Source organism: Stenotrophomonas sp. S39 (assembly GCF_016624665.1).
In the GTDB taxonomy this organism is placed as follows: domain Bacteria; phylum Pseudomonadota; class Gammaproteobacteria; order Xanthomonadales; family Xanthomonadaceae; genus Stenotrophomonas.
In genome coordinates this window covers 38,225-59,017 of record NZ_JACVTT010000004.1, presented here as the reverse complement: position 1 = coordinate 59,017, position 20,793 = coordinate 38,225, and the positions used below count along the sequence as shown (strand labels likewise).

The window sequence follows — 20,793 nt, the reverse complement described above, 5'->3', positions numbered from 1 at the left end:
TTCGCCCGGGCTTGCCAAGCGGCCCCGCTCAGTCCGTGACCGCCGGCACAGCCAGCAACTGGCCCAACCCGGCCAGGCGCTGGGCCAGTTCATCCCGCAGTTCCGGCGGGGAGGTCCACAGGGCCAGCGGCAGCCTGTCCAGGCTGAGGATCTGGGCCAGCATCATGCCGCGGCTCTCGGCCCCCATCCGCAGCAGGCAATGGTCGGCACCATCGGGCTCCAGCACCCCGCACCAGGGCGGAATGCGACCCTCCAGCTCGGCCTGGCTGCCCGCCAGCCGAAGGATGGCCTGCAGGGTGAAAGGTGCCTGGCTGACTGCCTGCCGGACCATCACGTCCGGCGGGGCCGGGGTGCGCCGATGCAGGCCCGGCTGCGGTTGCGGCTGCACCGCGCCCATCCGGTCCACGCGCAGGGTGCGCCAGTCCTCACGCACCAGATCCCACGCCAGCAGGTACCAGCGCCGGCCGTAATTGACCAGGTGCTGGGCCTCGACCTGGCGTTGGGTCACCACGTCCTGCGCGCTGCGGTATTCAAAGGCCAGCCGAGCCGCCTGCCGGCAGTGCTGGGCCAGCCGACCGAGCAGGCGCGCATCGGTGGCCGGCAGGTCGGACAGGGTGGCGGTGGCCGCGTGCACCTCGCCGGCCTGTTGGCGACGCCGTGCCGGTACCAGCGGGTCGAGCTTGGACAGCAGGCCACGCGCGGTGTCGTCGATGCCGGACACGGTGGCCGAGGCGGCCCGCAGGGCGATGGCCAGGGTGGTCGCCTCGTCCTCGTCCAGCAGCATCGGCAGGACCGGCGCACCGGCGCCAAGCCGGTAGCCACCCCCTACCCCGGCCGAGGCCTGGACCGGATAGCCGAGCTCGCGCAGGCGTTCGATGTCGCGGCGGATGCTGCGCCGGTCCACGCCCATGCGCTCGGCCAGCTCGGCCCCGGACCAGTGCCGGCGGGCCTGCAGCAGGGCGATCAGTCGCAGCAGTCGGTGGGCGGTATGGCGCATGCGGTATCGAGGACAGAAGTCGTCCGTGATTGTGCCCCAGCATGGCCTCCCGGTTCACCACCCCTCGCAAGGAGCCCTGCCATGACCGCACGCCAGATCACCCTCTACCACGCCGCCCGTTCACGCTCGAGCGGCGCCGTCGCCCTGCTCGAAGCCCTGGACGCCGACTACCGCCTGCAGGTGCTGGACCTGAAGGCTGGCGCCAACCTGGCCCCGGCCTACCTGGCCATCAACCCGATGGGCAAGGTGCCGGCCATCATCCACAACGGCGCGCTGGTGACCGAACAGGTGGCCATCTACCTGTATCTGGCCGACCTGTACCCGGAAGCCGGGCTGGCGCCGCCGATCGGTGACGGGCAGCGCGGGCCCTACCTGCGCTGGATGGCCTTCTACGGTGCCTGCTTCGAGCCGGCAATGACCGACAAGGCCATGCGTCGCGAGCCGCCGCCGCGGATGATGTCGCCCTACAACGATGCCGAGACCGTGCTGCAGGTGATCGAGGCGCAGCTGGCGCAGGGGCCGTACCTGCTGGGCGAGACCCTGAGCGCGGCCGACATCCTGTGGGGCAATGCGCTGGGCTGGATGCGCGAGTTCGGACTGGTGCAGCCGGCCCCGGCCACCGCAGCCTACATCGACCGGATGAGCACGCTGGCCGCGTTCGACCGGTCCCGCCAGATCGACGCGGAGCTGGCGGCGGCGTAACCGCTGCAGGCAACGACCGCCGGGCGGCGCGGGATGCGGGTAGCGCGGGGCCATGCCCCGCGAGCGCGCAGCGCGGCGCCTTGGGCATTTCGCCGGGCGTGGCCCGGCGCTACCCGCCGCTTGGCATGCGGTCCAACCGGCCACGGCGGGCAGCGCGGGATGCGGGTAGAATTGCCCGCTTTCCCGCCACCCGAATGGATTAAGCGCCATGACCGGGACGCCAGACGTCTTCCCGCCCGCCCCGGGCGGTACCCCGCTCGTTGCCCTGCCCGCCGGTCCGCGCAAGCCCGACCAGGTGAAAGGCAAGCTGTACATCAAGACCCACGGTTGCCAGATGAACGAGTACGACTCGGCCAAGATGGCCGACGTGCTTGCCGCCAGCGATGGCCTGGAACTGACCGATACCCCGGACGACGCCGACGTCATCCTGGTCAACACCTGCTCCATCCGCGAGAAGGCGCAGGAAAAGGTGTTCAGCCAGCTCGGCGTGTGGAAGAGCCTGAAGAACAAGGGCCGTGAAGTCATCATCGGCGTGGGCGGCTGCGTGGCCTCGCAGGAAGGCGAAGCGATCATCAAGCGCGCGCCGTTCGTGGACCTGGTGTTCGGCCCGCAGACCCTGCACCGCCTGCCGGAACTGATCCGCGCCCGCCGCGAGCAGAAGCGCCCGCAGGTGGACATCAGCTTCCCCGAGATCGAGAAGTTCGACCGCCTGCCGGAACCGCGCGCCGATGGCGCCTCGGCGTTCGTCTCGATCATGGAAGGCTGCTCCAAGTACTGCTCGTTCTGCGTGGTGCCCTACACCCGCGGCACCGAGGTCAGCCGCCCATTCGAGGACGTGGTGGTGGAAGTGGCGCAGCTTGCCGCGCAGGGCGTGCGCGAGATCAACCTGCTCGGGCAGAACGTCAACGCTTACCGCGGTCCCTACGGTGATGGCGAGTTCGCCGACCTGGGCCTGCTGATCCGCACCATCGCCGAGATCGATGGCGTGGGCCGCATCCGCTTCACCACCTCGCATCCGCTGGAGTTCAGCGATTCGCTGATCGACGCGTTCCGCGATGTGCCGCAGCTGGCCAACTTCCTGCACCTGCCGGTACAGGCCGGCAGCGACCGCGTGCTGTCGGCGATGAAGCGCGGCTACACCGCGCTGGAATTCAAGTCGAAGATCCGCAAACTGCGTGCGGTGCGCCCGGACATCTCGATCAGCTCGGATTTCATCGTCGGCTTCCCCGGCGAGACCGATGCCGATTTCGAGAAGACCATGAAGCTGATCGAGGACATCGGCTTCGATCACAGCTTCTCCTTCATCTATTCGCGTCGCCCGGGCACCCCGGCCGCCGACCTGGAGGACACGATCAGCGATGCGGAAAAGCATGCGCGCCTGTCGCGCCTGCAGGAACGCATCAACGCGCATGCGGCCGGCATCTCTGAAAAGATGGTCGGCACCGTGCAGACCGTGCTGGTGGAAGGCCCCTCGCGCAAGAACCCGAACGAGTTGACCGGCAAGACCGAGAACATGCGTTCGGTGAACTTCCCGGCGCCGGCGCGCCTGATCGGCCAGTTCGTCGACGTGGTGATCACCGAGGCACTGACCAATTCGCTGCGAGCACGCGTGGTGGCGGAGTAAGGCGTGCCGGTCAATGGCCGGCCCCTGCCGGTCGGCCCCCTGCGGGGGCGCCGACCTCGCCAGCACGGCAGACGTGGTGATTTTTTCACCGCACCATGCAGAGCCTTTCGGCACAAGGTTCTGCGCCACCTATCCACAGGTTGATTGGGCTTCGTTCCACAGCGGATGTGGAGAAGCTGGGCGTTAGAGCGGAGAGCCTGCAGCCAGAGGCCGGTCGCGCCATCCATAGGTGTCCGTCAGGAAACCACTGACCCCGTTGTTCTGGTAGACGACAACGCTACGATCACCTTTGCCGCAGTGCGTCTCATCGCGTGATTCCGCGCCCCCTACAATTTTTCCGCACACCAGCTCGCGCTTGGGACGGCCCCGCCGGTCAAAGCGAAACACTCTGTAGCCTTGGCCCGACCCCTGGAGCACGCGCGCATCGAATCCATCTGCGGCAATGGCGTCTTCCGGCATGGGTACATCAGGATTTTCCCAGGCATTGATGACCTGCACCAGGCGCCCAGCCTCATCGTAATCCTCCTGGCGATAGATCGGCCCGGACTCGTTGGCCCAGACCCGCCGGCGCATTTTGTGGGAACCTGCATCAAAGACTTCGTGAACCCGCATCTTCTCCGCAACGCGATGACTACGGATTCGGGGATAGGTCGACAGTTTCGAGAACCCGTTCATTCCCACTTCGGCGGGAATGGTGACGTTGACGAAGTCGTACCGCAGGTCTGCACCCTTCACGCCCAACCGGGTGACGGCATCCTGATAGAGAGGCTGCGCATCGGCCGGTAACAGATCCTCTTCCATGCCGTCGATCACGTAGACCCCCAACCCCTGGTCGAGCCGAGCCATCGCATACGCCTGATATCCCGACCCGCTCCGCCCGGAAGGACGCGCGTACGCAGCGACGCCGGTCCAACCGTACGTGCCTCTAACGGATGCCATCACGTTCTGCCCCGTCGATGGCGCCGGTGGCTTGGAGGCGATAGAACCATAGAAACGGCCCTCCTGGTCGAGCAGAAGGCGTTGCACCAGCGCATTACCCTGATCCATCTGGTCACAGGACGGGGCATCTGCCCGGCGCAGATAAAGGGGCGATGGTTCTGCAGACCATGTCGGGCGGCCCTGCTGGTCATATCTTATGCAACTCACCGGCTGGCTGAACAACCTGCCATCCGGTCCACGCCCGTGCTTGCGGATCTCGACGAGGCGTTCCTGGTCGTCGTAGAGATAATCACGCGCCTCCGCGAGCACGAATTCGTTGGAAATCGTCCGGAGCAGCTCGGCAACCGCTGTTTTCGCTGAGGGATCAATGTCGACGGCGACTGGAGGGGATAAAGGCACTTCGCGCGGCACCAGACCGGCTGCTGCCGAGTCCCAGCTATCGTACTCGCGGCTCTGCCACAGTTCCTCGCGACAGATACGCTCACCGGCCCCGCCTTCCGACCGGACATAGACAATGCTCCCACCCAACCGCGAGAAAGGAAGCGTGCGTGCCGCCGAACTGGAACTCCTGAGCCTGATCTGCGGAACCGTGAGGCTACCATCGGCCGTGGGCGATGCGCCCCTCAGCTCCGTTGCGTACTGTTCGATCAGCGGGGACGTCAGAACGCTGACGTCCTCCATCTTCCAAGGGGAAACCCAAGGATCGTCTGCCACACCGCCCCCACAGGCCGAGGCCGAGGAACTGAGCACGGCATACGCCAGCATCACGCCCCCCGCCAGCTTCCCCACTGGGTGCCAGCGCTTCCGCGTACTTCTCGCATCCATCGACTTCATATGACTGCCTCCTTGCATGCATCGCTTTACGTAGAGAGTCTTACTCGCCCGGAAAACCGAGCTTCGTGGTCCCAAAACCGTACTTGGTTTCCATCAGCTTCTTCACTGGGCCCATGCCCTCCATGATCATTTTGCCGTCAGGCGTGCCGCACCGCGTGCCCACCTGCGTCCTGCCGTACTGCAGCTCGGCTTCACGACTGCGCTTGGGGCGGGGGTCAGGCTCCCACCAGGGGAAATGGGCGTAGGGCTTGTTGGTCGAGACCTCGTAGCGCCAGCACACGAACGACAGGGTCTCTTTGCCGGCAGCGTCGTAGTCATACACGCGGTAAGAGCTGTAGCCATTGGTGAGCGGCGTGAGCTTCAAAACGCCCTTCTCGGCGTAGGCGCGCAGGTTTTCGGTGTAGCCTTCGTCACCAGAGACCGGGCCGGACAGAATCACCCGCGTAAGCTTGCCATTTGCGTCGTAGTTCTCCTGACGATTCAGATCCAGCCTGCGCCACTGGCGTTCGCTCGGATGCTTTGCCTGCGGTCCGAATACTTCGAAAATCCTGCTATCCGAACGGTGCAGATACTCACGCACACGGGTATAGCCTGTGACTCCTTCAAAGTACTCCTTGGCGACCTCTGGAGGAACACGCTCACCCGGGAACGTGTACCGCACCTCCTGCGACACGCTCCGACTGCGCTCTGCGAAAACTGGAGTGGCGTCAGATGGAACCAGCGTAGCGGAAGGACTTTGCACCCCTACAAGCCCTCGCTTTTCGCTGCCATAGAAGCGAATGCCGACAATCCGCTTCAGTTCAGCATCGTCGACATTGACGAAGCCCCCCACAGTCCAGGCACCATCGGTCGCCTCCGTTCCAAGGCCGGTGTCCTCGCGGTAGGGATCCTCACCTGGCTTACGGGTGGCCTGCTTGACTACATCGGAAGCGCGCAATCCATCCGGCCGATAAGTGAAGTACCGAGTTTTAACGCGGGATGGCATATCGCGGAGCTGCGAACACTGAAACTCTGGCTTATCCGAGACAATCAACCCAGAACTCTCATTTGCCACTTCTATGCGACCATTTTCGTCATAGAGTGCACAGAATGTCGTGACCTTGCGCCCTGCGGCGTCAATCTGTTGAATCGATGTCAATTGACCTGACCCATCATAATCAAGCTCGTGCGTCTTGTAGACCTCGAAGTAGGGATACACATGCCTGACTGCAGGGTGCAGGCTTTCAGGAACCTGTGCGCCAATCAACTTGTGCTCTCGCTTTTTCCATTGCTCGGCGCGACATATCCGTTGTCCTTGAACGCCTTTTTCCAAGTAGTAGACCGAACCACCACTCGAGTCGAACGGCTTATTATTCAACTCACTTACTTGAGGGTTCAGGTCAATTCGCACATAGGGGGCATCAGTGTTCGCACGATCGAGACTGGCGGCTACTGCAGACCCTTCGCCAACTTCCCTCGGCGAGAACTTGAGCACCACTTCACTGCCGTGAAACGGTGCATTCTTCTCGTTTGACGAACCACAATCGGCAAGCGCAGCCTGTACAGCGCACAGGCCACCCAGGACGAAGAATACCCTCAACAATTGATACCCGTTCATACCTGCTCTCCGTGTTCCCAGGGGACCTGCCGACTCGAGTAAGCCAGTTCAGTTGATCTATCCTCCTGAACAGGCACGACTGCAATGATCTCGCTCGGCATCATGGCAGCAGAGTCATCCATGCCGCTGCCCCAGAGCAGCGGCATGCTTACCCAGAAGCCCTGAACTCCCTTGCGCTTATCATCACCTCTCAGCAGCTTTGTCGCCCTTTCTGCATCATGCCGACCGACAGCATTGGTCACGTAGTTGGTCACAATGCTCGGCTCCAGCATGAATTCAGGCTGCAAGTCAGGCGGCTGTGCATACAACATGCGCTTGACATGCCCCTTGTCACTCAAACCTGCTGCGGGGAACCCATGAAACACGGAATCGTAGCGCGGGGACGAATCGCGAGGGACATTCGTGAAGACACGCTGATAAGCTTCCGAATTGGCATCCGCAAGCTCCCTGATTCCCGTCCAAGTTCTGGAACTTGCCGGTTTGTCGACCTCCAGGGTTGGAACTTCTTCGCTGAACCAAGGGTAGTAGTCTTCGGTTGCATTAGAAAAGACGAATTGCTTACCCCCTTCTCAGGCTTCGTCTCAAGCGCCTGCCCCAGGAACTTCCTCCAAAGCTTCATCCGCAGATCCCGCGCAAACTTCCGGGTTATCACCTTTACGCCATTACCCAGGTCCAGCGACTGGGCCGCACCATCCACGATCACCGCGGCGATCTCGGTATCGCCCGTGCCCAGCAGGCTGCGGTCGTTGCAGTTCGCACTTCCAATGATGGCCACGGCGTCGTCCACGATCAGCAGCTTGGAGTGTACGTAACACTGCTCGGTCACCACATACAAGGGTGTGGCCTGGTCCGCGCCGATCGTGTGCGGTGCGTAGTGGTTCTTGTGGTTGATGTCGGCCAACACCCCGTAGCTTCTCAGGTTCATTACCGACAGGTACTCCTTCCACCGACCTGCCTTCACCTCCGCCTGCAGGTCGGCCTCTTCCACGCTCGCCTCGCGGATGTCCTTGTCGCGTGCGATCAGTGAACGGCAGATGCGGCGGATGAGGCTGTCGTCGCCGCGCAGCAGCGTCTGCTGCACCCAGTATTGCTGCTTGAGCACGGCAACGTCGAACAGGCTGCCTTCCGGATGCACGGGCAACGTGATGTAGACGTGGAACCCCTGCCTGGCCACGATGGCGCGGCGGATGCGCGCGGCGATGGCCGCCACCAAGGGGTTGCTGGCCGCTGACTTCACGCCCTGCTTGCGCGTGACCATGTTCTGTACCACGCCGGCCTTTCCAAGAGGACCACTCATGCCCACGCCCTTGTCGACGTAGCCTGCCTTTTTCTTCTCGGCCTCGGTCATTTCCCGGCGCTCGCCCCCCTTGATCGCGGTCTCCACCGCACTTCCTGGCCCAGCATCGGACCATCCGCAGTCGGAAATCAGGAACTGCGTCTCCAGGTAGACGAAGGCACTGGCCGAGGCGATGCAGTTGACCATCGCATCAAGGATGGAATGCATCGGCTGGTCGCGCTCCCAGTAGGGTTGCAGGCAACTGGCATCATCCAGCTTCAGGCCGAGCTCCTTGCACCCCTTCTTCTCCAGGGCGTGCAGTGCCGTACCCGAAGATCGGACGATCTGCACGCTGACATTCCCGGCCTTGCCCGGACGGGTCAGGTCGCCAAAGAGTTCCTGCATGCCGCCCATGGACTGCAGCCACTGATCACTCAAGGGCGTCAGTTCCATCCCGCGCGCCAGCGTGGTCTGCGCCGACAGGCCGGCGCCTGGCACGTGGTCGGGATAGAAGACTCGCCCTACTCGCCCGGCAACCCCAGCTTGGTCGTCCCAAAGCCGTACTTGGTTTCCATCAGCTTCTTCACCGGGCCCATGCCCTCCACAATCATCTTGCCGTCAGGCGTGCCGCACCGCGTGCCCACCTGCGTCCTGCCGTACTGCAGTTCGGCTTCACGACTACGCTTGGGGCGGGGGTCGGACTCCCACCAGGGGAAATGGGCGTAGGGCTTGTTGGTCGAGACTTCGTAGCGCCAGCAGACGAACGAGAGTGACTCCTTGCCGGTGGCGTCATAGTCGTACACGCGGTAGGAGCTGTAGCCGCTGGTGAGAGGCGTAAGCTTCAAAACGCCCTTTTCTGCGTAGGCGCGAAGGTTCTCGGTGTAGCCGTCACCAGAGACAGGGCCGGACAGGATCACGCGCGTGAGCTTGCCCTTTGCGTCGTAGTTTTCCTGACGATTCAGATCCAGCGTGCGCCATTGGCGTTCGCGAGGGTGCTTTGCGCCCGGAGCAAAAATCTCGAATATGCGCTGTCCGGTGCGGTGGAAATACTCACGAACACGCGCATATGCGGTTACGCCGTCAAATTGCCCCTTCAGCACATCTGGCGATACACGCTCTCCAGGGAAGGTGTAGTTCAACTCCCTACCTTCATCCCGACTGCGTTGCTCAAAGACGGGCGTCGCGTCGGATGACGCGATGGCAAAGGATTCACTCTGTATACCAGTAAGCCCTCGCTTATCGCTCATCTGAAACGATGCACCAACGCGGCGGTGGACGTTGCCATCATTGAAGTAAAAATCTCCTTGCGCGTACCAGGCACCATCCGTGACCTCGGTTCCAAAACCGGCATCTTCTTGCCCCACGCCCTCCCCAGGCTTGCGCGTAGCCATCTTGGTCATATCCGAAACCAAGAATCCATCAGCTCGATAGGCGAAATACCTAGTAACCTTCTTTACAGGCCCATCACGAAGCTGCGAACACTGAAAGCCCGGACTACCTGAAACATCCGTCTCAGAGCTTTCATTTGCCACTTCAATTCTGCCTTCCTTATCATAGAGCGCACAAAAAATTGTGCTACCACGCGCATTCGCATCAATCTTTCGACTGGATACAAGTAGACCAGACGGATCATAGTGAATGGTGCGAACTTGCCGAAGTTCGAAGTACGGGAGAATCCGCTGGATTGCAGGAAGCGAGCTCGCATCATCGCTACTCACCTTTTGTACTCTTCGCTTCCACTCCTCCACCCGGCAGAGCCTCGGCCCTTGAGGGCCCGGCTCTAGATAGAAGATCGTTCCACCTTCGGAACTGAAAGGCTTGTTCTCCAGTCTTGTGACCTCCGGATAGACGCCAATGCGGATGAATGGTGCGACCTCGTTCGCTCGACTCAGACTTATGTGGAATCGATCAATGGGTTCCGGACTGAAGCGGATCTCTACATTTCTATCCGGCGACGCACTCAGGTCGCCATTCATCGGCGCACAGTCAGCAAAGGCGGCGCTTGCGCAGGATACTGCACCGAAAAAGGCCATGACTCTAGGGACAGTAAATCTATTCAAACCTGCTCTCCATGTCCTTCGTCGACACTTTGTCTCGCCAGCATCGTACCTCCTCGCAGGTCAGTCCCGAGGGGCAGCGCTGCGATGATCTCGTTAGGCATTGTTGCGGCGGGGTCATCCATGCCGTTGCCCCACAAAAGCGGCATCGCCACCCAAAAGCCTCTGACGCGTGATTCGCCTGCCTTCAGCGCCTCCACAGCTTTTCCCACATTGTGCCGTCCCACCGCGCTGGTCACATAGTCATTCACGACACTATGTTCCTGCATGAAGTCTGGCTGCAGGTCAGGTGGTTGTGCATACAACATGCGCTTGACATGTCCCTTGTCACTCAGACCCGCAGACGGAAACCCTCCGAATACGGCATCGTACCGCCGAAACGAATCGCGAGGGACGTTGGTAAAAACGCGCTCGTACGTGGTCGCGTTGGAATCCGCTCGCACCCTAATCCCCTTCCACGTAGCGGGACTCGCCGGGTTCTCGATCCTGATACTGGGGCTCTGAATATCGAACCAAGGCAGATACAATTCCGCAGATTCAACAGCGCTGTAGGGCTTGTCCTTCTTTTCCGGCAACGCTTGGATTTCCTCCCCCAGGAACTTCCTCCAGAGCTTCATCCGCAGATCCCGCGCAAACTTCCGGGTTATCACCTTTACGCCATTACCCAGGTCCAGCGACTGGGCCGCACCATCCACGATCACCGCAGCGATCTCGGTATCGCCCGTGCCCAGCAGGCTGCGGTCGTTGCAGTTCGCACTTCCAATGATGGCCACGGCGTCGTCCACGATCAGCAGCTTGGAGTGTACGTAACACTGCTCGGTCACCACATACAAGGGTGTGGCCTGGTCCGCGCCGATCGTGTGCGGTGCGTAGTGGTTCTTGTGGTTGATGTCGGCAAGCACCCCGTAACTTCTCAGATTCATTACCGACAGGTACTCCTTCCACCGACCTGCCTTCACCTCCGCCTGCAGGTCTGCCTCTTCCACGCTCACCTCGCGGATGTCCTTGTCGCGCGCGATCAGCGAACGGCAGATGCGGCGGATGAGGCTGTCGTCGCCGCGCAGCAGCGTCTGCTGCACCCAGTACTGCTGCTTGAGCACGGCACCGTCGAACAGGCTGCCTTCCGGATGCACGGGCAACGTGATGTACACGTGGAACCCCTGCCTGGCCACGATGGCGCGGCGGATGCGCGCGGCGATGGCCGCCACCAAGGGGTTGCTGGCCGCTGACTTCACGCCCTGCTTCCGCGTGACCATGTTCTGGACCACGCCGGCCTTTCCAAGGGGACCACTCATGCCCACGCCCTTGTCGACGTAGCCTGCCTTTTTCTTCTCGGCCTCGGTCATTTCCCGGCGCTCGCCCCCCTTGATCGCGGTCTCCACCGCACTTCCTGGCCCGGCGTCGGACCATCCGCAGTCGGAAATCAGGAACTGCGTCTCCAGGTAGACGAAGGCACTGGCCGAGGCGATGCAGTTGACCATCGCATCAAGGATGGAATGCATCGGCTGGTCGCGCTCCCAGTAGGGTTGCAGGCAACTGGCATCATCCAGCTTCAGGCCGAGCTCCTTGCACCCCTTCTTCTCCAGGGCGTGCAGTGCCGTACCCGAAGATCGGACGATCTGCACGCTGACATTCCCGGCCTTGCCCGGACGGGTCAGGTCGCCAAACAGTTCCTGCATGCCGCCCATGGACTGCAGCCACTGATCACTCAAGGGCGTCAGTTCCATCCCGCGCGCCAGCGTGGTCTGCTCGGGCACATCCGTCCCGACCAGGCCATTGGCACCCCGGATTCCCCAGTTCAAGCTTTCGCGCACCACCGTGCCGATCTCGCGGTCACCGCGCTGGTTCTGCCAGACCATGGCATTCCAGCGGTGCATGAAGTTGCGGCAGATATCGAACACCGCCGGCCCCTGCAGCCGCGCGTGCACGTCCTGCCATGGCATGCGTGGCTGGCGCCCGCTGTCGAGCAGCCGCTGGATGCGATCCACCGGCTCGTTGATCCACTTCACCAGCGATTCCCAGGCCTGCTTCGCCTTGACGATCTTGCTCTCGATCTCGGCATATTTGGCTTCGGCGTCCTTGACCAACGAGGCGGGATCGCGCACATATCCCACAACGGTGGTGGCCGTGTTGACCGGGCCCAGAATGGCGTCCTTGACCGCGGCCTTGCGCTCATCGAACCATTCACCGAATTTCTTCGCCTGGATCGTGGCGAAAGCTTCCGCGGCACGCGCGGCAGCCGCAGCTGCCTCGCCGACATTGAGCTTGACCGCCTCGTCGGCGGCCCTGTTGGAAGCGGCAGTGACCTCGGCGTACTCCTTCTCGATTTCTGTCAGCCAGCCCTTGATGGCAAGGAAGGTCTTGGCGACCGTACGCTGCACCTTTGTTGCTTCTTCCATGCCTGGGATGACCCATTCTGCGAGCTTGCGGATGCCCTCGCGTTCCAGCGCCTCCGGCACACCCAGCTTGTCCGCGTAGTCCTGCAGTTCGGCCAGCGCAGCGCCTGCGTCCCACTGCGCCTTCATCCGGTCCAGTGCGATGGCCAGGCCCGGCACGTACGCCTGGGCAAAGCCTGGGCGCACACGGCCAGCCGCGTCCGGGCTGGTATCGGGCTTGTCCAGGGTCAGCTCCTGCTCCGCGCTCGTCATGCCGCGGAACTTGCTCAGGCAGTTGTTGTAGTGGTCATTGAGCACGTGCAGCGCCGGGTCGCAGACCACGTCGAAGTTGCCGTCATCCCATCGACCATGCGCGATGTCCAGGCCCCCAACGAAGCCGATGTGCCCATCCACGACCAGGATCTTCTGGTGGTGCGAGAAGGCGATATTGAAGGCATCGGTGCGCCCGGTGGCCGGGTTGTGCAGGCCGACCTGCACCTGCCCCGGCGTGTTGGCATCCTGCATCTTGTACAAGGCCGTACGCGCCTCGTTTTCGTGGGTATAGGCCGCCGCCTCGACACTGTCGTAGAGCAGCACCCGTACATCCACGCCGCGCTGGTTGATGGCGTCGAACAACAGTTCACTGAGGCGACTGGCGTGGGCGCCTCCGCGTTCGTCCATCTCGGTGTCGAAATTCATCTGCCAGTCGGCGATGAAAATGAATTTCCGCGCATTGCGGATGGCGTCCGCCATCGCCTTCATCGCCGAACGCCCGTCGGTGAACGCATCGACCTTGTTGCCTTGCCGGACAGGCGCGAACTGGCGATCGGGCGGTGCGTAGTAATCACCGCTGGTGGTGCCCTTCTGCCCGTCCAGGCAGGTCAGGGCGGTATGCGGGACGCTGCCCAGTGTGGTGCCATCTGCCATGACTAGATCTCCTTGCGCTGGGCCGGGTCGGCGTCGATATGCGACTGGAACTCGTACTCGGCGCGCTGCCGGTAGGCGTACAGGGCCGCATCGTCGGGCAGGTCGGCCAGCGTCTTGCCGTAGTTGATCGCCTCGAGGGTGTCCATCGTGGCGCGCACGCCGGGCGAGCTGCTGTACGGCCGCGGTCGCTGCAGTGGAATGACGTCGATGCCATGCACCAGGAACAGGCGCCCCGGGAACCGTCCAGCGTCGTTCCAGATTTTCGCGCACAGTGCATCGTCCAGGCTCACATCACCCTGCGCATCCGCTTCGCCCTCGGCAAGCGTCTCGGCCCAGCTTTCCGGCACCAGCGCGCCGTCACGCAGTTCAACGTCCAGGGCCTTTCGGGTGCGCACGATCTTCCAGGCCTGGCCTGCCAGTGGCAGGCCCTGGGGCCCTGGGATGTCCTGCAGCCTGAAGGCCAACTTTGGAATCTGTTCGCTGAGCGCGCTGGTGGGCATGTCCGGCAGGGGATACGTCAGCTGTGCCGGCCCTACGAACGACTTCTGCCCCGCATGGACGGTCACGGTGCCGGGACAGTTGACCACCAGATTGCCACCTTCCAGGGTGAGGCTGGCGCCACCGGCCGTGGCGATGTGCAGGGTGCGCGGCGCGGCCAGTTCCAGCGCCTCTTGCGCGCTGACAGCACGTTGCGAGGCACGCGAGGTGAGGTTGACCCGGTCTGACTGGGCCCGGATGTCCAGCATGGCCTGTCCGGCCACGATGCTCAGCGCAGCATCGCCTGCAAAGCTGCGGCTGCCGGCAGCCAACATGCCGATTGCCTGCCGCGCATGCAGTCGCGCATGGCCCGCCACGCTGGCGTCGCTGTGCTGGCCACTGGCCAGCGCCACATGCTGGGCACTGCTCCAGTGCAGGGATTGCCCGGCGACCATGGCGAGGCCGGCATGGCCGTGCAGCGCCAGGGTGGGCGCATCGGTATGTGGCACCCCGGCGGCTGAAGGCTGTCCAGCGCAATCCGCGCAGGCCTGCGCGTAGGCCTGGCCGGAAACGCTGGCACGGGCGACACGCTGCAGGCCGGCCAGACCCGCGCTGTCGTCGGGTGGCGCGTGGCTGGCCAGGCCAACCGTGCCGTGCGTGGCGCTCGTTGCATGGCTGGCCTGGGCCAGAGTGGCAGCCTGCTGCAGCAACGCACCGGCCGCGACCACCTCCCCGGCTGGCGACGACGCGCCATGGAGCCTGGCAGTCAGCCACACGCCGCGCTCCGCGCGCAGCGTACCCCAGGCATCGGTACGCAGTTCCAGCCCCTCACCGCGCAGTGAGCCGCGATGGTTGTCGGCCGTGTGCAGCAGATGGCCAAGATTCAATTCACTGCTGGCCTGGCTGCTGGCCAACTGCAGGCGCAGCTGTGCATCGGAATCGTCGAACACCAGGCGGTTGTAGCCGGTGCCGGACCACTCGCGCGACTGGATACCCCACAACGCCCCGGCGTGACGGTGCTGCCCCTCGCCTGGCGCCATCGCATGCCAGGCCGGCGCGTGACCGCCCGCAGCATTGCCCTGCGCGCTGGCACCGGTGTCGGTAGCTCGCCCGAACAGCCCGGTATCACCTGCCCCTGCTGCTGCACCGGCGGGGGTGGGTACGATGCCTGCGTCTCCGCGACCGTTGTAGAGCGCGCCGAGCACCAGCGGCCGGTCGATGTCGCCTTCGATGAAGCCGACCAGCACCTCCTGGCCGACACGCGGCAGGAACTGCGACCCGACACCCGGCCCGGCATAGCGCTGCGCCACGCGCATCCAGCATGTGGCGTCCGCATCGGCAGCCCCTTGCAGATGCAGGCGCACGCGGACCCGGCCCTGGCTGTCTGCATGCAGGTCCGCATCGTCGCGGCCGCCACCGCTGATGACCATGGCCGACTGGTAGCCCGGCGCAAGCGGGCGCGGATTGAGGCGCTCCCCCGTGCCATCGGGCAGCACGGGCCGCCAGGGCTTCTGCTGGTCGACGGCGCGGAACCGATTGACGCAGCCGTTGGCCGACGCGGCGTCCAACGGAGCACCCGGCAGCGCCTGGCTGGCATCACGCCAGGCGGCGGGTGCCTCGGCGCGCGACGGTGCAGATGCCTTGGTCAGTGGCGATGGATTGCACCCGTGGTGCAGCACTTCGATCGGCAGGATCACCGGCGCGGAACCCGAGCCGGTGCCCAGGACGCGGATGAAGCGACCGGCCTGCAGGCTGCGGATACTCCCCGCCCCCACCCAACCGGCCAGGCCCGCTTCATGCGCCTCCGCCGCGCGGCGGGCCCGGCGCTGCCCGTCATCTGCATGGGCGAAGGCATGGGCGCCGACGGGCTCGTAGATCTCGCGCGGACTGCTGCCTGCGCCCTGCAAGGGCAGCTGGACATGGCGCACCACCGGCCCCTGATAGTCGCTGGTGGAAAGGGACAGGCGGTTGCTGCCCAACAGGCGGTGCGGGCCCAGCTGCTGCAGCGTGTCCGTCGCCTCGGTGCCGTCGTTGCGATGGAAGCGGATGCCGCCATCGCGGGCCGACTGTGGGTTTTCCGGCTGCACGGTGCTGTCGAACGACATCACCAGGGTCAGTCCGTCGCCGCTGTCACCGTCGAAGGCGCAGGCAATTCCCTCTTCGGCGAGCAGGCGCAGCACGAATGCCAGATCCGGCTCCCGGTACTGCACGCAGTAGCTGCGCACGGGCGCGGTGGCCAGGGCAGCCACGGCATCGTCGCTCCAGCGCCAACGGGCCAGATCGCCATGCCCGCCCAGCACGTCCTCGACGATATCGCGCACGGGGCGCTCCTGGTACACCCGGCTGTGCCGGGCATGACCCAGAAACCACGTCCATGGCACAAGATGCAGGCGGTAGCGGGCCAGTCCGCCATCGCTGCCGAGCAGGCAGGCCTCGGCAACATGCCCCCAGCGGTGATGGTCCTGCCCGTCGTCGAGGCGGGTGACCAGCGCCCCGCTTCGGCCCAGCCAGGCGTCGAGCGGCAGGTTGGCATCCGGGTGCAGCACATCCACCCAGTAATCGAATCCGCTGGCCAGGTGTTCATGGCCCCACCACTGTTCGACGAACAACGGCGGCAGGCCCTCGGCCTGCAGGCGGTGCAGCTGGTGATCGGGCTCCAGCCCGACCAGCGAAGCAAGCGCGGAATGCGCACGTGAAGCGTCCATGACTTCTCCTGTGCCAGGCGCTCCTGCGCCGGCGATGGCCTGATGCCACCTTCCACGCGGACCTGACCAGGCCCGGCCGCCGACTTCCCTTGGCGGTCGCGTCTGACCCGGCGCCCTGCGCCGATCCTCGCGGAAGACCCTGTTCCATTGGGACTCGGGGCCGATATTCATCCCCGGACCGGCCGCCGTCAAGTTCCCGTCACATCCGCCAACGTCGGCCATGACGGTTTTTTCACCACCGGCTCATGAGGCTTGTGGCACAAGCGATACAGGGGTCTATCCACAGGTTTCCTGCGGCCCGGTCCACACGGGGTGTGGAAAACGCCCGACGCTGGCCGTGCGGCCCTGCCGCGCGCTACCCTTGCTGCTTGAATCCACTGTGGTGCAAGGCTTCCGCCCTACCCGATCAATGAAAAGCATCGAGCATCGAGATTTCACCCTGTCGCCGGAAGACAACGAGCGACTGGCCAACCTGTGCGGCCCCTTTGATGGGCATTTGCGACAAATCGAGCTGAAGCTCGGTGTGGAGATCGCCAACCGCGGCTTCGTGTTCCGCATCAGCGGGCCGGGCGAGGCGATCATCGAAGCGCAGAAGCTGATCGAAGCGCTGTATGTCGAAGCCGCCGAGACCACCTTTGACAGCCACGCCATCCACCTGCGCATGGCGCAGGCCAATGTCGAGCAGATCGCCGAGCGTTCCTACGAAGCGCAGGATGTGGCGATCAAGGTCAAGCGCGGCACCGTGCGCGGCCGCGGCGCCAACCAGGGCCGCTACCTGCACCAGATCGCGACCCATGACATCAACTTCGGCATCGGCCCGGCCGGTACCGGCAAGACCTTCCTGGCCGTGGCCAGCGCCGTCGAGGCTCTCAACGAGTCACGCGTGCAGCGGCTGATCCTGGTGCGCCCGGCGGTGGAAGCCGGCGAGAAGCTGGGCTTCCTGCCCGGCGACCTGAGCCAGAAGGTCGACCCCTACCTGCGCCCGCTGTACGACGCCCTGTACGAAATGATGGGCGTGGAGAAGGTGGTCAAGCTGCTGGAAAAGAACGTCATCGAGATCGCGCCGCTGGCCTACATGCGCGGCCGCACGCTCAACGACGCGTTCGTGATCCTGGACGAAGCGCAGAACACCACCATCGAACAGATGAAGATGTTCCTGACCCGCCTGGGCTACGGCTCCACTGCAGTGGTCACCGGCGACCTGACCCAGACCGACCTGCCCAAGCACGTGAAGTCGGGCCTGCGCGATGCCATCGACGTGCTGCGCGATGTGGAAGGCGTGACCTTCACGTTCTTCGAGTCACGCGACGTCGTGCGCCACCCGCTGGTGGCGCGTATCGTCAATGCCTACGACCGCCGCGACCTGCATCAGCTCAAGCCGGGCGCCGAATAACCGTACGCTGCCGTCGCGAGGCGGCCCGGGCTCCGCTGGAAGGTACCGAAAGGATGAGGATCGACTACGACGCCGACGACTGGACGTCGCAGTAGGACGCCACACGCGCGATACTGTCGCCTCTCAGATCTGAATGCCGGAAATGTCATGACCAAGGGCCCCGTCCGCCTCGATGTCGCCATCAGCTACGCCCTGCCCCGCGCCGGGCTGCCGGCGGCGGTGAGCTTCCGCAAATGGGTGGCCGCCGCCCTGAAGGGCCGTATCCGCGAGGCCGACCTGGCCATCCGCGTGGTCGATGCCAAGGAAGGCCAGTCGCTGAACCGGCATTACCGTGGCAAGGATTACGCCACCAACGTGCTCAGCTTCCCGGCCGATGTGCCCGAAGGCCTGCCCAAGGGCGTGAAATTCCCGCTGCTGGGTGACCTGGTGATCTGCGCGCCGGTGGTGGCCCGCGAGGCCGACGAGCAGGGCAAGGCCCTGAATGCCCACTACGCGCACCTGACCGTGCACGGCGTGCTGCACCTGCTGGGCTGGGACCACGAGGACGACAAGGAAGCCGAGGCGATGGAACAGCTCGAGCGCGAGATCCTGGCCGAGCTCGGTATCGAAGACCCCTACGCCGGCGAGCGCTGAGCCGCGTACGGCGCTATCCTGCAGCTGCAACCTCCCCGGAGACACGGACGATGATGGGTGACATGGGGCCAATGCTGGCCAAAACGGCAATCTTTGCCCTGCTGCTGGTGGTCGCCGCCAACCTGCTGCACCGCCTCAGCGCCCGCCACCCTGATGGCCGGCATTGGCTGCTGCGCACGCTGGCCGTGCTGTCGCCGTCCAGCCTGCTGGCCGCCCTGGCGGTAGGCGTGGTCGGCCCGCACCTGCTGGAAGGCCCTGGGCCGGTGAGCAGCAACGGCACGCTGTGGATGACGTCGATGGTGCTGATCCTGATCGGCGCATTCTCCGCGCCGGTTTGCTGGCGCGTGGTCCTGCAGAAGCGCCTGGGACGCGACAGCAGCAGCCTGCCGTTCTTCCATGCAAGCCGTGCGCAGCTGTGGGCGCTGCTCGTACTTGCCACGGTGTACATGATCGTCATTCCTCGTTCGGTCGCTGATGTACCGGACTGGCTGCTGGAATCGGGCCCCCTGCAGCTTGCATTGCGTGCGGTGCTGCAATTGGTGCACGTGGCACTGCTCTCGGCGATGCTGACCCTGCCGGTGATGGCGCTGCGCGCCGTGGCTCGCCGTTCGCTGGGGCGCATGCGGTCCCTGTTGGGCCGTACCTCGCAGGGCTGAGCATGCCCCCCGGGTGCGCCCCGGCCTGTCCGGTCGCGGTCGCGGGCGCGCCCCACCGCCGCTACCATGTCCGGGCACCTTCATTGCGGATCCCATGCCTGTGCTGCTGCGTACTGCCCTGCCCCTGCTGCTTGCCTCTTTCGCCGCCACCGCTTCGGCCGCCCCGCTGGACCTGCCGGCCCTGATCGAATGCCGCCAGGGCGTAGCCGAGCATGCCGCGCTGGCGCCGCTGCTGGCCGACCCGCTGAAGGCCGTGGCCCAGGGCCTGCAGCCGCTGCCGCAGGGCAACCAGTTCATGAGCGAATTCCGCCTGGCCAATCCCATCACCGTGTTCGGCCAGCAGACCGAACGGGTGGCCCTGGCCGGCGCCAGCGTGATGGCCGTGCTGGACCAGGCCGACCCGCACCCGCTGGCCAAGCGCCTGGAACTGGAAACCGGCTACGACCAGGACGGCAAGTTCATGGCCGGCCGCGAGGTGGTCAGCCGCGACGTGACCAACCCCAGGACCGGCGAGGCCCAGATCGAATCGATCATCCTCAGCGTGTCGACGGTGGCCAGCCACCCCGGCAAGACCCTGGCCGGCTGCACCTACAGCCTGGATCTGCCGGCCGAGGACGAGGTTCCGGCCGCCGCCGGCGGCGGTCACTGAAAGGCCCCAACATCCTGCTAGACTTGGGGCAACGCCCGGCTTGCCGGGTGCCCTTTTTCCAGAGATGTCAGAAGACGACAGTAGTAGCTCCTCCCTGGAGCCCCATGAAAAGAAGCGCGGCTGGCTTGAACGCCTGACCTCCGCCTTCTCCGGCGAACCCCATACCCGCGACGAGCTGGTCGCTGTCCTGCACACCGCGCAGGAGGAGGGTCTGATCGCCGCCGATACCCTGAAGATGATGGAAGGCGCCATTTCGGTGGCCGAGCTGACCGTGGGCGACGTGATGATCTCGCGCTCGCAGATGGTCTCTCTGCCGGTCGAGGCGCCGTTCCTGGACCTGATGAAACAGGTCGTCGAATCGGGCCACTCACGCTTCCCGGTGCACGGCGAGAACAAGGACGACATCCTTGGCATCCTGCTGGCCAAGGACCTGCTGCGCGGCGTGGTCGCCGACAACGGGCCGGCCAACGTGCGCGAGCTGCTGCGCCCGGCGGTGCTGATCCCCGAGGCGAAGAAGCTCAACGTGCTGCTGAAGGAGTTCCGCCTGTCGCGCAACCACATGGCCATGGTGGTGGACGAGTACGGCGGTGTCGCCGGCCTGGTCACCATCGAGGACGTGCTGGAACAGATCGTCGGCGAGATCGACGACGAGCATGACGAGGCCGAGGACCAGTCGGCGCAGATCGCGATCCAGGCCGACGGCCGCTACGTGGTCGATGCACTGACCGCGATCGGTGATTTCAACGAGCGTTTCGGTGCCACGTTCTCCGACGAGGACTACGACACCATCGGCGGCCTGGTGACCGAAGCGATCGGCCACCTGCCGGAGGTGGGCGACGAACTGGCGCTGGACCGCTTCATGTTCCGCGTGGCGCGTGCCGATGCGCGCCGGGTGCAGGCCTTCCATGTGACGGTGCTGCCGCCGGACGAGCAGGACGACGCTTGAAGCGCC

15 protein-coding genes are annotated in these 20,793 nt (G+C 64.5%); 7 read left to right on the top strand and 8 right to left on the bottom strand.

Annotated elements, in window-relative coordinates:
- Positions 1-28 precede the first annotated feature (28 nt).
- Complete coding sequence (locus IAE41_RS02820) at positions 29-997, bottom strand: WYL domain-containing protein (RefSeq protein WP_108759623.1); 969 nt, start codon at positions 995-997, stop codon at positions 29-31.
- Between the two features lie 81 nt (positions 998-1,078).
- Here IAE41_RS02820 and IAE41_RS02815 point away from each other — a divergent pair, with 81 nt between their 5' ends.
- A complete protein-coding gene (locus tag IAE41_RS02815) occupies positions 1,079-1,699 on the top strand; it encodes a glutathione S-transferase family protein (protein ID WP_200732006.1) in 621 nt (206 codons plus the stop codon).
- 208 nt (positions 1,700-1,907) lie between these two features.
- Entirely contained in the window at positions 1,908-3,323 is a 1,416-nt protein-coding gene (gene miaB, locus IAE41_RS02810) for a tRNA (N6-isopentenyl adenosine(37)-C2)-methylthiotransferase MiaB (RefSeq protein ID WP_200732005.1), read from the top strand.
- A gap of 183 nt (positions 3,324-3,506) precedes the next feature.
- Here miaB and IAE41_RS02805 read toward each other — a convergent pair whose 3' ends face one another.
- From IAE41_RS02805 to IAE41_RS02780, 7 genes are all read right to left on the bottom strand, one after another.
- On the bottom strand, positions 3,507-5,096 hold the full coding sequence (locus IAE41_RS02805) for a hypothetical protein (RefSeq protein WP_200732004.1): 1,590 nt from the start codon (positions 5,094-5,096) through the stop codon (positions 3,507-3,509).
- Positions 5,097-5,136: 40 nt separating this feature from the next.
- Positions 5,137-6,693, bottom strand: coding sequence for a hypothetical protein (locus IAE41_RS02800; RefSeq protein ID WP_200732003.1), 1,557 nt, complete (start codon positions 6,691-6,693; stop codon positions 5,137-5,139).
- Complete coding sequence (locus tag IAE41_RS22440) at positions 6,690-7,004, bottom strand: hypothetical protein (protein ID WP_234458259.1); 315 nt, start codon at positions 7,002-7,004, stop codon at positions 6,690-6,692. The genes IAE41_RS02800 and IAE41_RS22440 overlap by 4 nt, the downstream gene beginning before the upstream one ends.
- Before the next feature lie 23 nt (positions 7,005-7,027).
- The gene (locus tag IAE41_RS02795) at positions 7,028-8,422 is read right to left on the bottom strand and encodes a phospholipase D-like domain-containing protein (RefSeq protein WP_234458258.1); all 1,395 of its coding nucleotides are present in this window, start codon (positions 8,420-8,422) and stop codon (positions 7,028-7,030) included.
- Between the two features lie 68 nt (positions 8,423-8,490).
- Entirely contained in the window at positions 8,491-9,945 is a 1,455-nt protein-coding gene (locus IAE41_RS02790; RefSeq protein WP_200732002.1) for a hypothetical protein, read from the bottom strand.
- 80 nt (positions 9,946-10,025) lie between these two features.
- A complete protein-coding gene (locus tag IAE41_RS02785) occupies positions 10,026-13,328 on the bottom strand; it encodes a phospholipase D-like domain-containing protein (RefSeq protein ID WP_200732001.1) in 3,303 nt (1,100 codons plus the stop codon).
- Between the two features lie 2 nt (positions 13,329-13,330).
- A complete protein-coding gene (locus IAE41_RS02780; RefSeq protein ID WP_200732000.1) occupies positions 13,331-16,510 on the bottom strand; it encodes a type VI secretion system Vgr family protein in 3,180 nt (1,059 codons plus the stop codon).
- A 409-nt stretch (positions 16,511-16,919) separates the two neighbouring features.
- On the opposite strand from IAE41_RS02780, the gene IAE41_RS02775 reads away from it, so the two are divergent.
- The 5 genes from IAE41_RS02775 (at position 16,920) to IAE41_RS02755 (ending at position 20,787) form a co-directional block, all read left to right on the top strand.
- Positions 16,920-17,903 carry a PhoH family protein gene (locus IAE41_RS02775; RefSeq protein ID WP_200731999.1) on the top strand — a complete coding sequence of 328 codons (984 nt, stop codon included), beginning with the start codon at positions 16,920-16,922 and terminating at the stop codon, positions 17,901-17,903.
- Between the two features lie 147 nt (positions 17,904-18,050).
- On the top strand, positions 18,051-18,536 hold the full coding sequence (gene ybeY / locus IAE41_RS02770) for an rRNA maturation RNase YbeY (RefSeq protein ID WP_079221336.1): 486 nt from the start codon (positions 18,051-18,053) through the stop codon (positions 18,534-18,536).
- Positions 18,537-18,607: 71 nt separating this feature from the next.
- Positions 18,608-19,192, top strand: coding sequence for a hypothetical protein (locus IAE41_RS02765; RefSeq protein WP_200731998.1), 585 nt, complete (start codon positions 18,608-18,610; stop codon positions 19,190-19,192).
- Between the two features lie 94 nt (positions 19,193-19,286).
- On the top strand, positions 19,287-19,841 hold the full coding sequence (locus IAE41_RS02760; RefSeq protein WP_200731997.1) for a hypothetical protein: 555 nt from the start codon (positions 19,287-19,289) through the stop codon (positions 19,839-19,841).
- 64 nt (positions 19,842-19,905) lie between these two features.
- Entirely contained in the window at positions 19,906-20,787 is an 882-nt protein-coding gene (locus tag IAE41_RS02755; RefSeq protein ID WP_079221333.1) for a transporter associated domain-containing protein, read from the top strand.
- Positions 20,788-20,793: the final 6 nt, after the last annotated feature.

Coding starts and splice junctions, on each gene's coding strand:
- IAE41_RS02820 (WP_108759623.1), bottom strand. CDS start 997: ATGCGCCATACCGCCCACCGACTGCTGCGACTGATCGCCCTGCTGCAG.
- IAE41_RS02815 (WP_200732006.1), top strand. CDS start 1,079: ATGACCGCACGCCAGATCACCCTCTACCACGCCGCCCGTTCACGCTCG.
- miaB (WP_200732005.1), top strand. CDS start 1,908: ATGACCGGGACGCCAGACGTCTTCCCGCCCGCCCCGGGCGGTACCCCG.
- IAE41_RS02805 (WP_200732004.1), bottom strand. CDS start 5,096: ATGAAGTCGATGGATGCGAGAAGTACGCGGAAGCGCTGGCACCCAGTG.
- IAE41_RS02800 (WP_200732003.1), bottom strand. CDS start 6,693: ATGAACGGGTATCAATTGTTGAGGGTATTCTTCGTCCTGGGTGGCCTG.
- IAE41_RS22440 (WP_234458259.1), bottom strand. CDS start 7,004: ATGTTGTATGCACAGCCGCCTGACTTGCAGCCTGAATTCATGCTGGAG.
- IAE41_RS02795 (WP_234458258.1), bottom strand. CDS start 8,422: ATGGAACTGACGCCCTTGAGTGATCAGTGGCTGCAGTCCATGGGCGGC.
- IAE41_RS02790 (WP_200732002.1), bottom strand. CDS start 9,945: ATGAATGGCGACCTGAGTGCGTCGCCGGATAGAAATGTAGAGATCCGC.
- IAE41_RS02785 (WP_200732001.1), bottom strand. CDS start 13,328: ATGGCAGATGGCACCACACTGGGCAGCGTCCCGCATACCGCCCTGACC.
- IAE41_RS02780 (WP_200732000.1), bottom strand. CDS start 16,510: ATGGACGCTTCACGTGCGCATTCCGCGCTTGCTTCGCTGGTCGGGCTG.
- IAE41_RS02775 (WP_200731999.1), top strand. CDS start 16,920: ATGAAAAGCATCGAGCATCGAGATTTCACCCTGTCGCCGGAAGACAAC.
- ybeY (WP_079221336.1), top strand. CDS start 18,051: ATGACCAAGGGCCCCGTCCGCCTCGATGTCGCCATCAGCTACGCCCTG.
- IAE41_RS02765 (WP_200731998.1), top strand. CDS start 18,608: ATGCTGGCCAAAACGGCAATCTTTGCCCTGCTGCTGGTGGTCGCCGCC.
- IAE41_RS02760 (WP_200731997.1), top strand. CDS start 19,287: ATGCCTGTGCTGCTGCGTACTGCCCTGCCCCTGCTGCTTGCCTCTTTC.
- IAE41_RS02755 (WP_079221333.1), top strand. CDS start 19,906: ATGTCAGAAGACGACAGTAGTAGCTCCTCCCTGGAGCCCCATGAAAAG.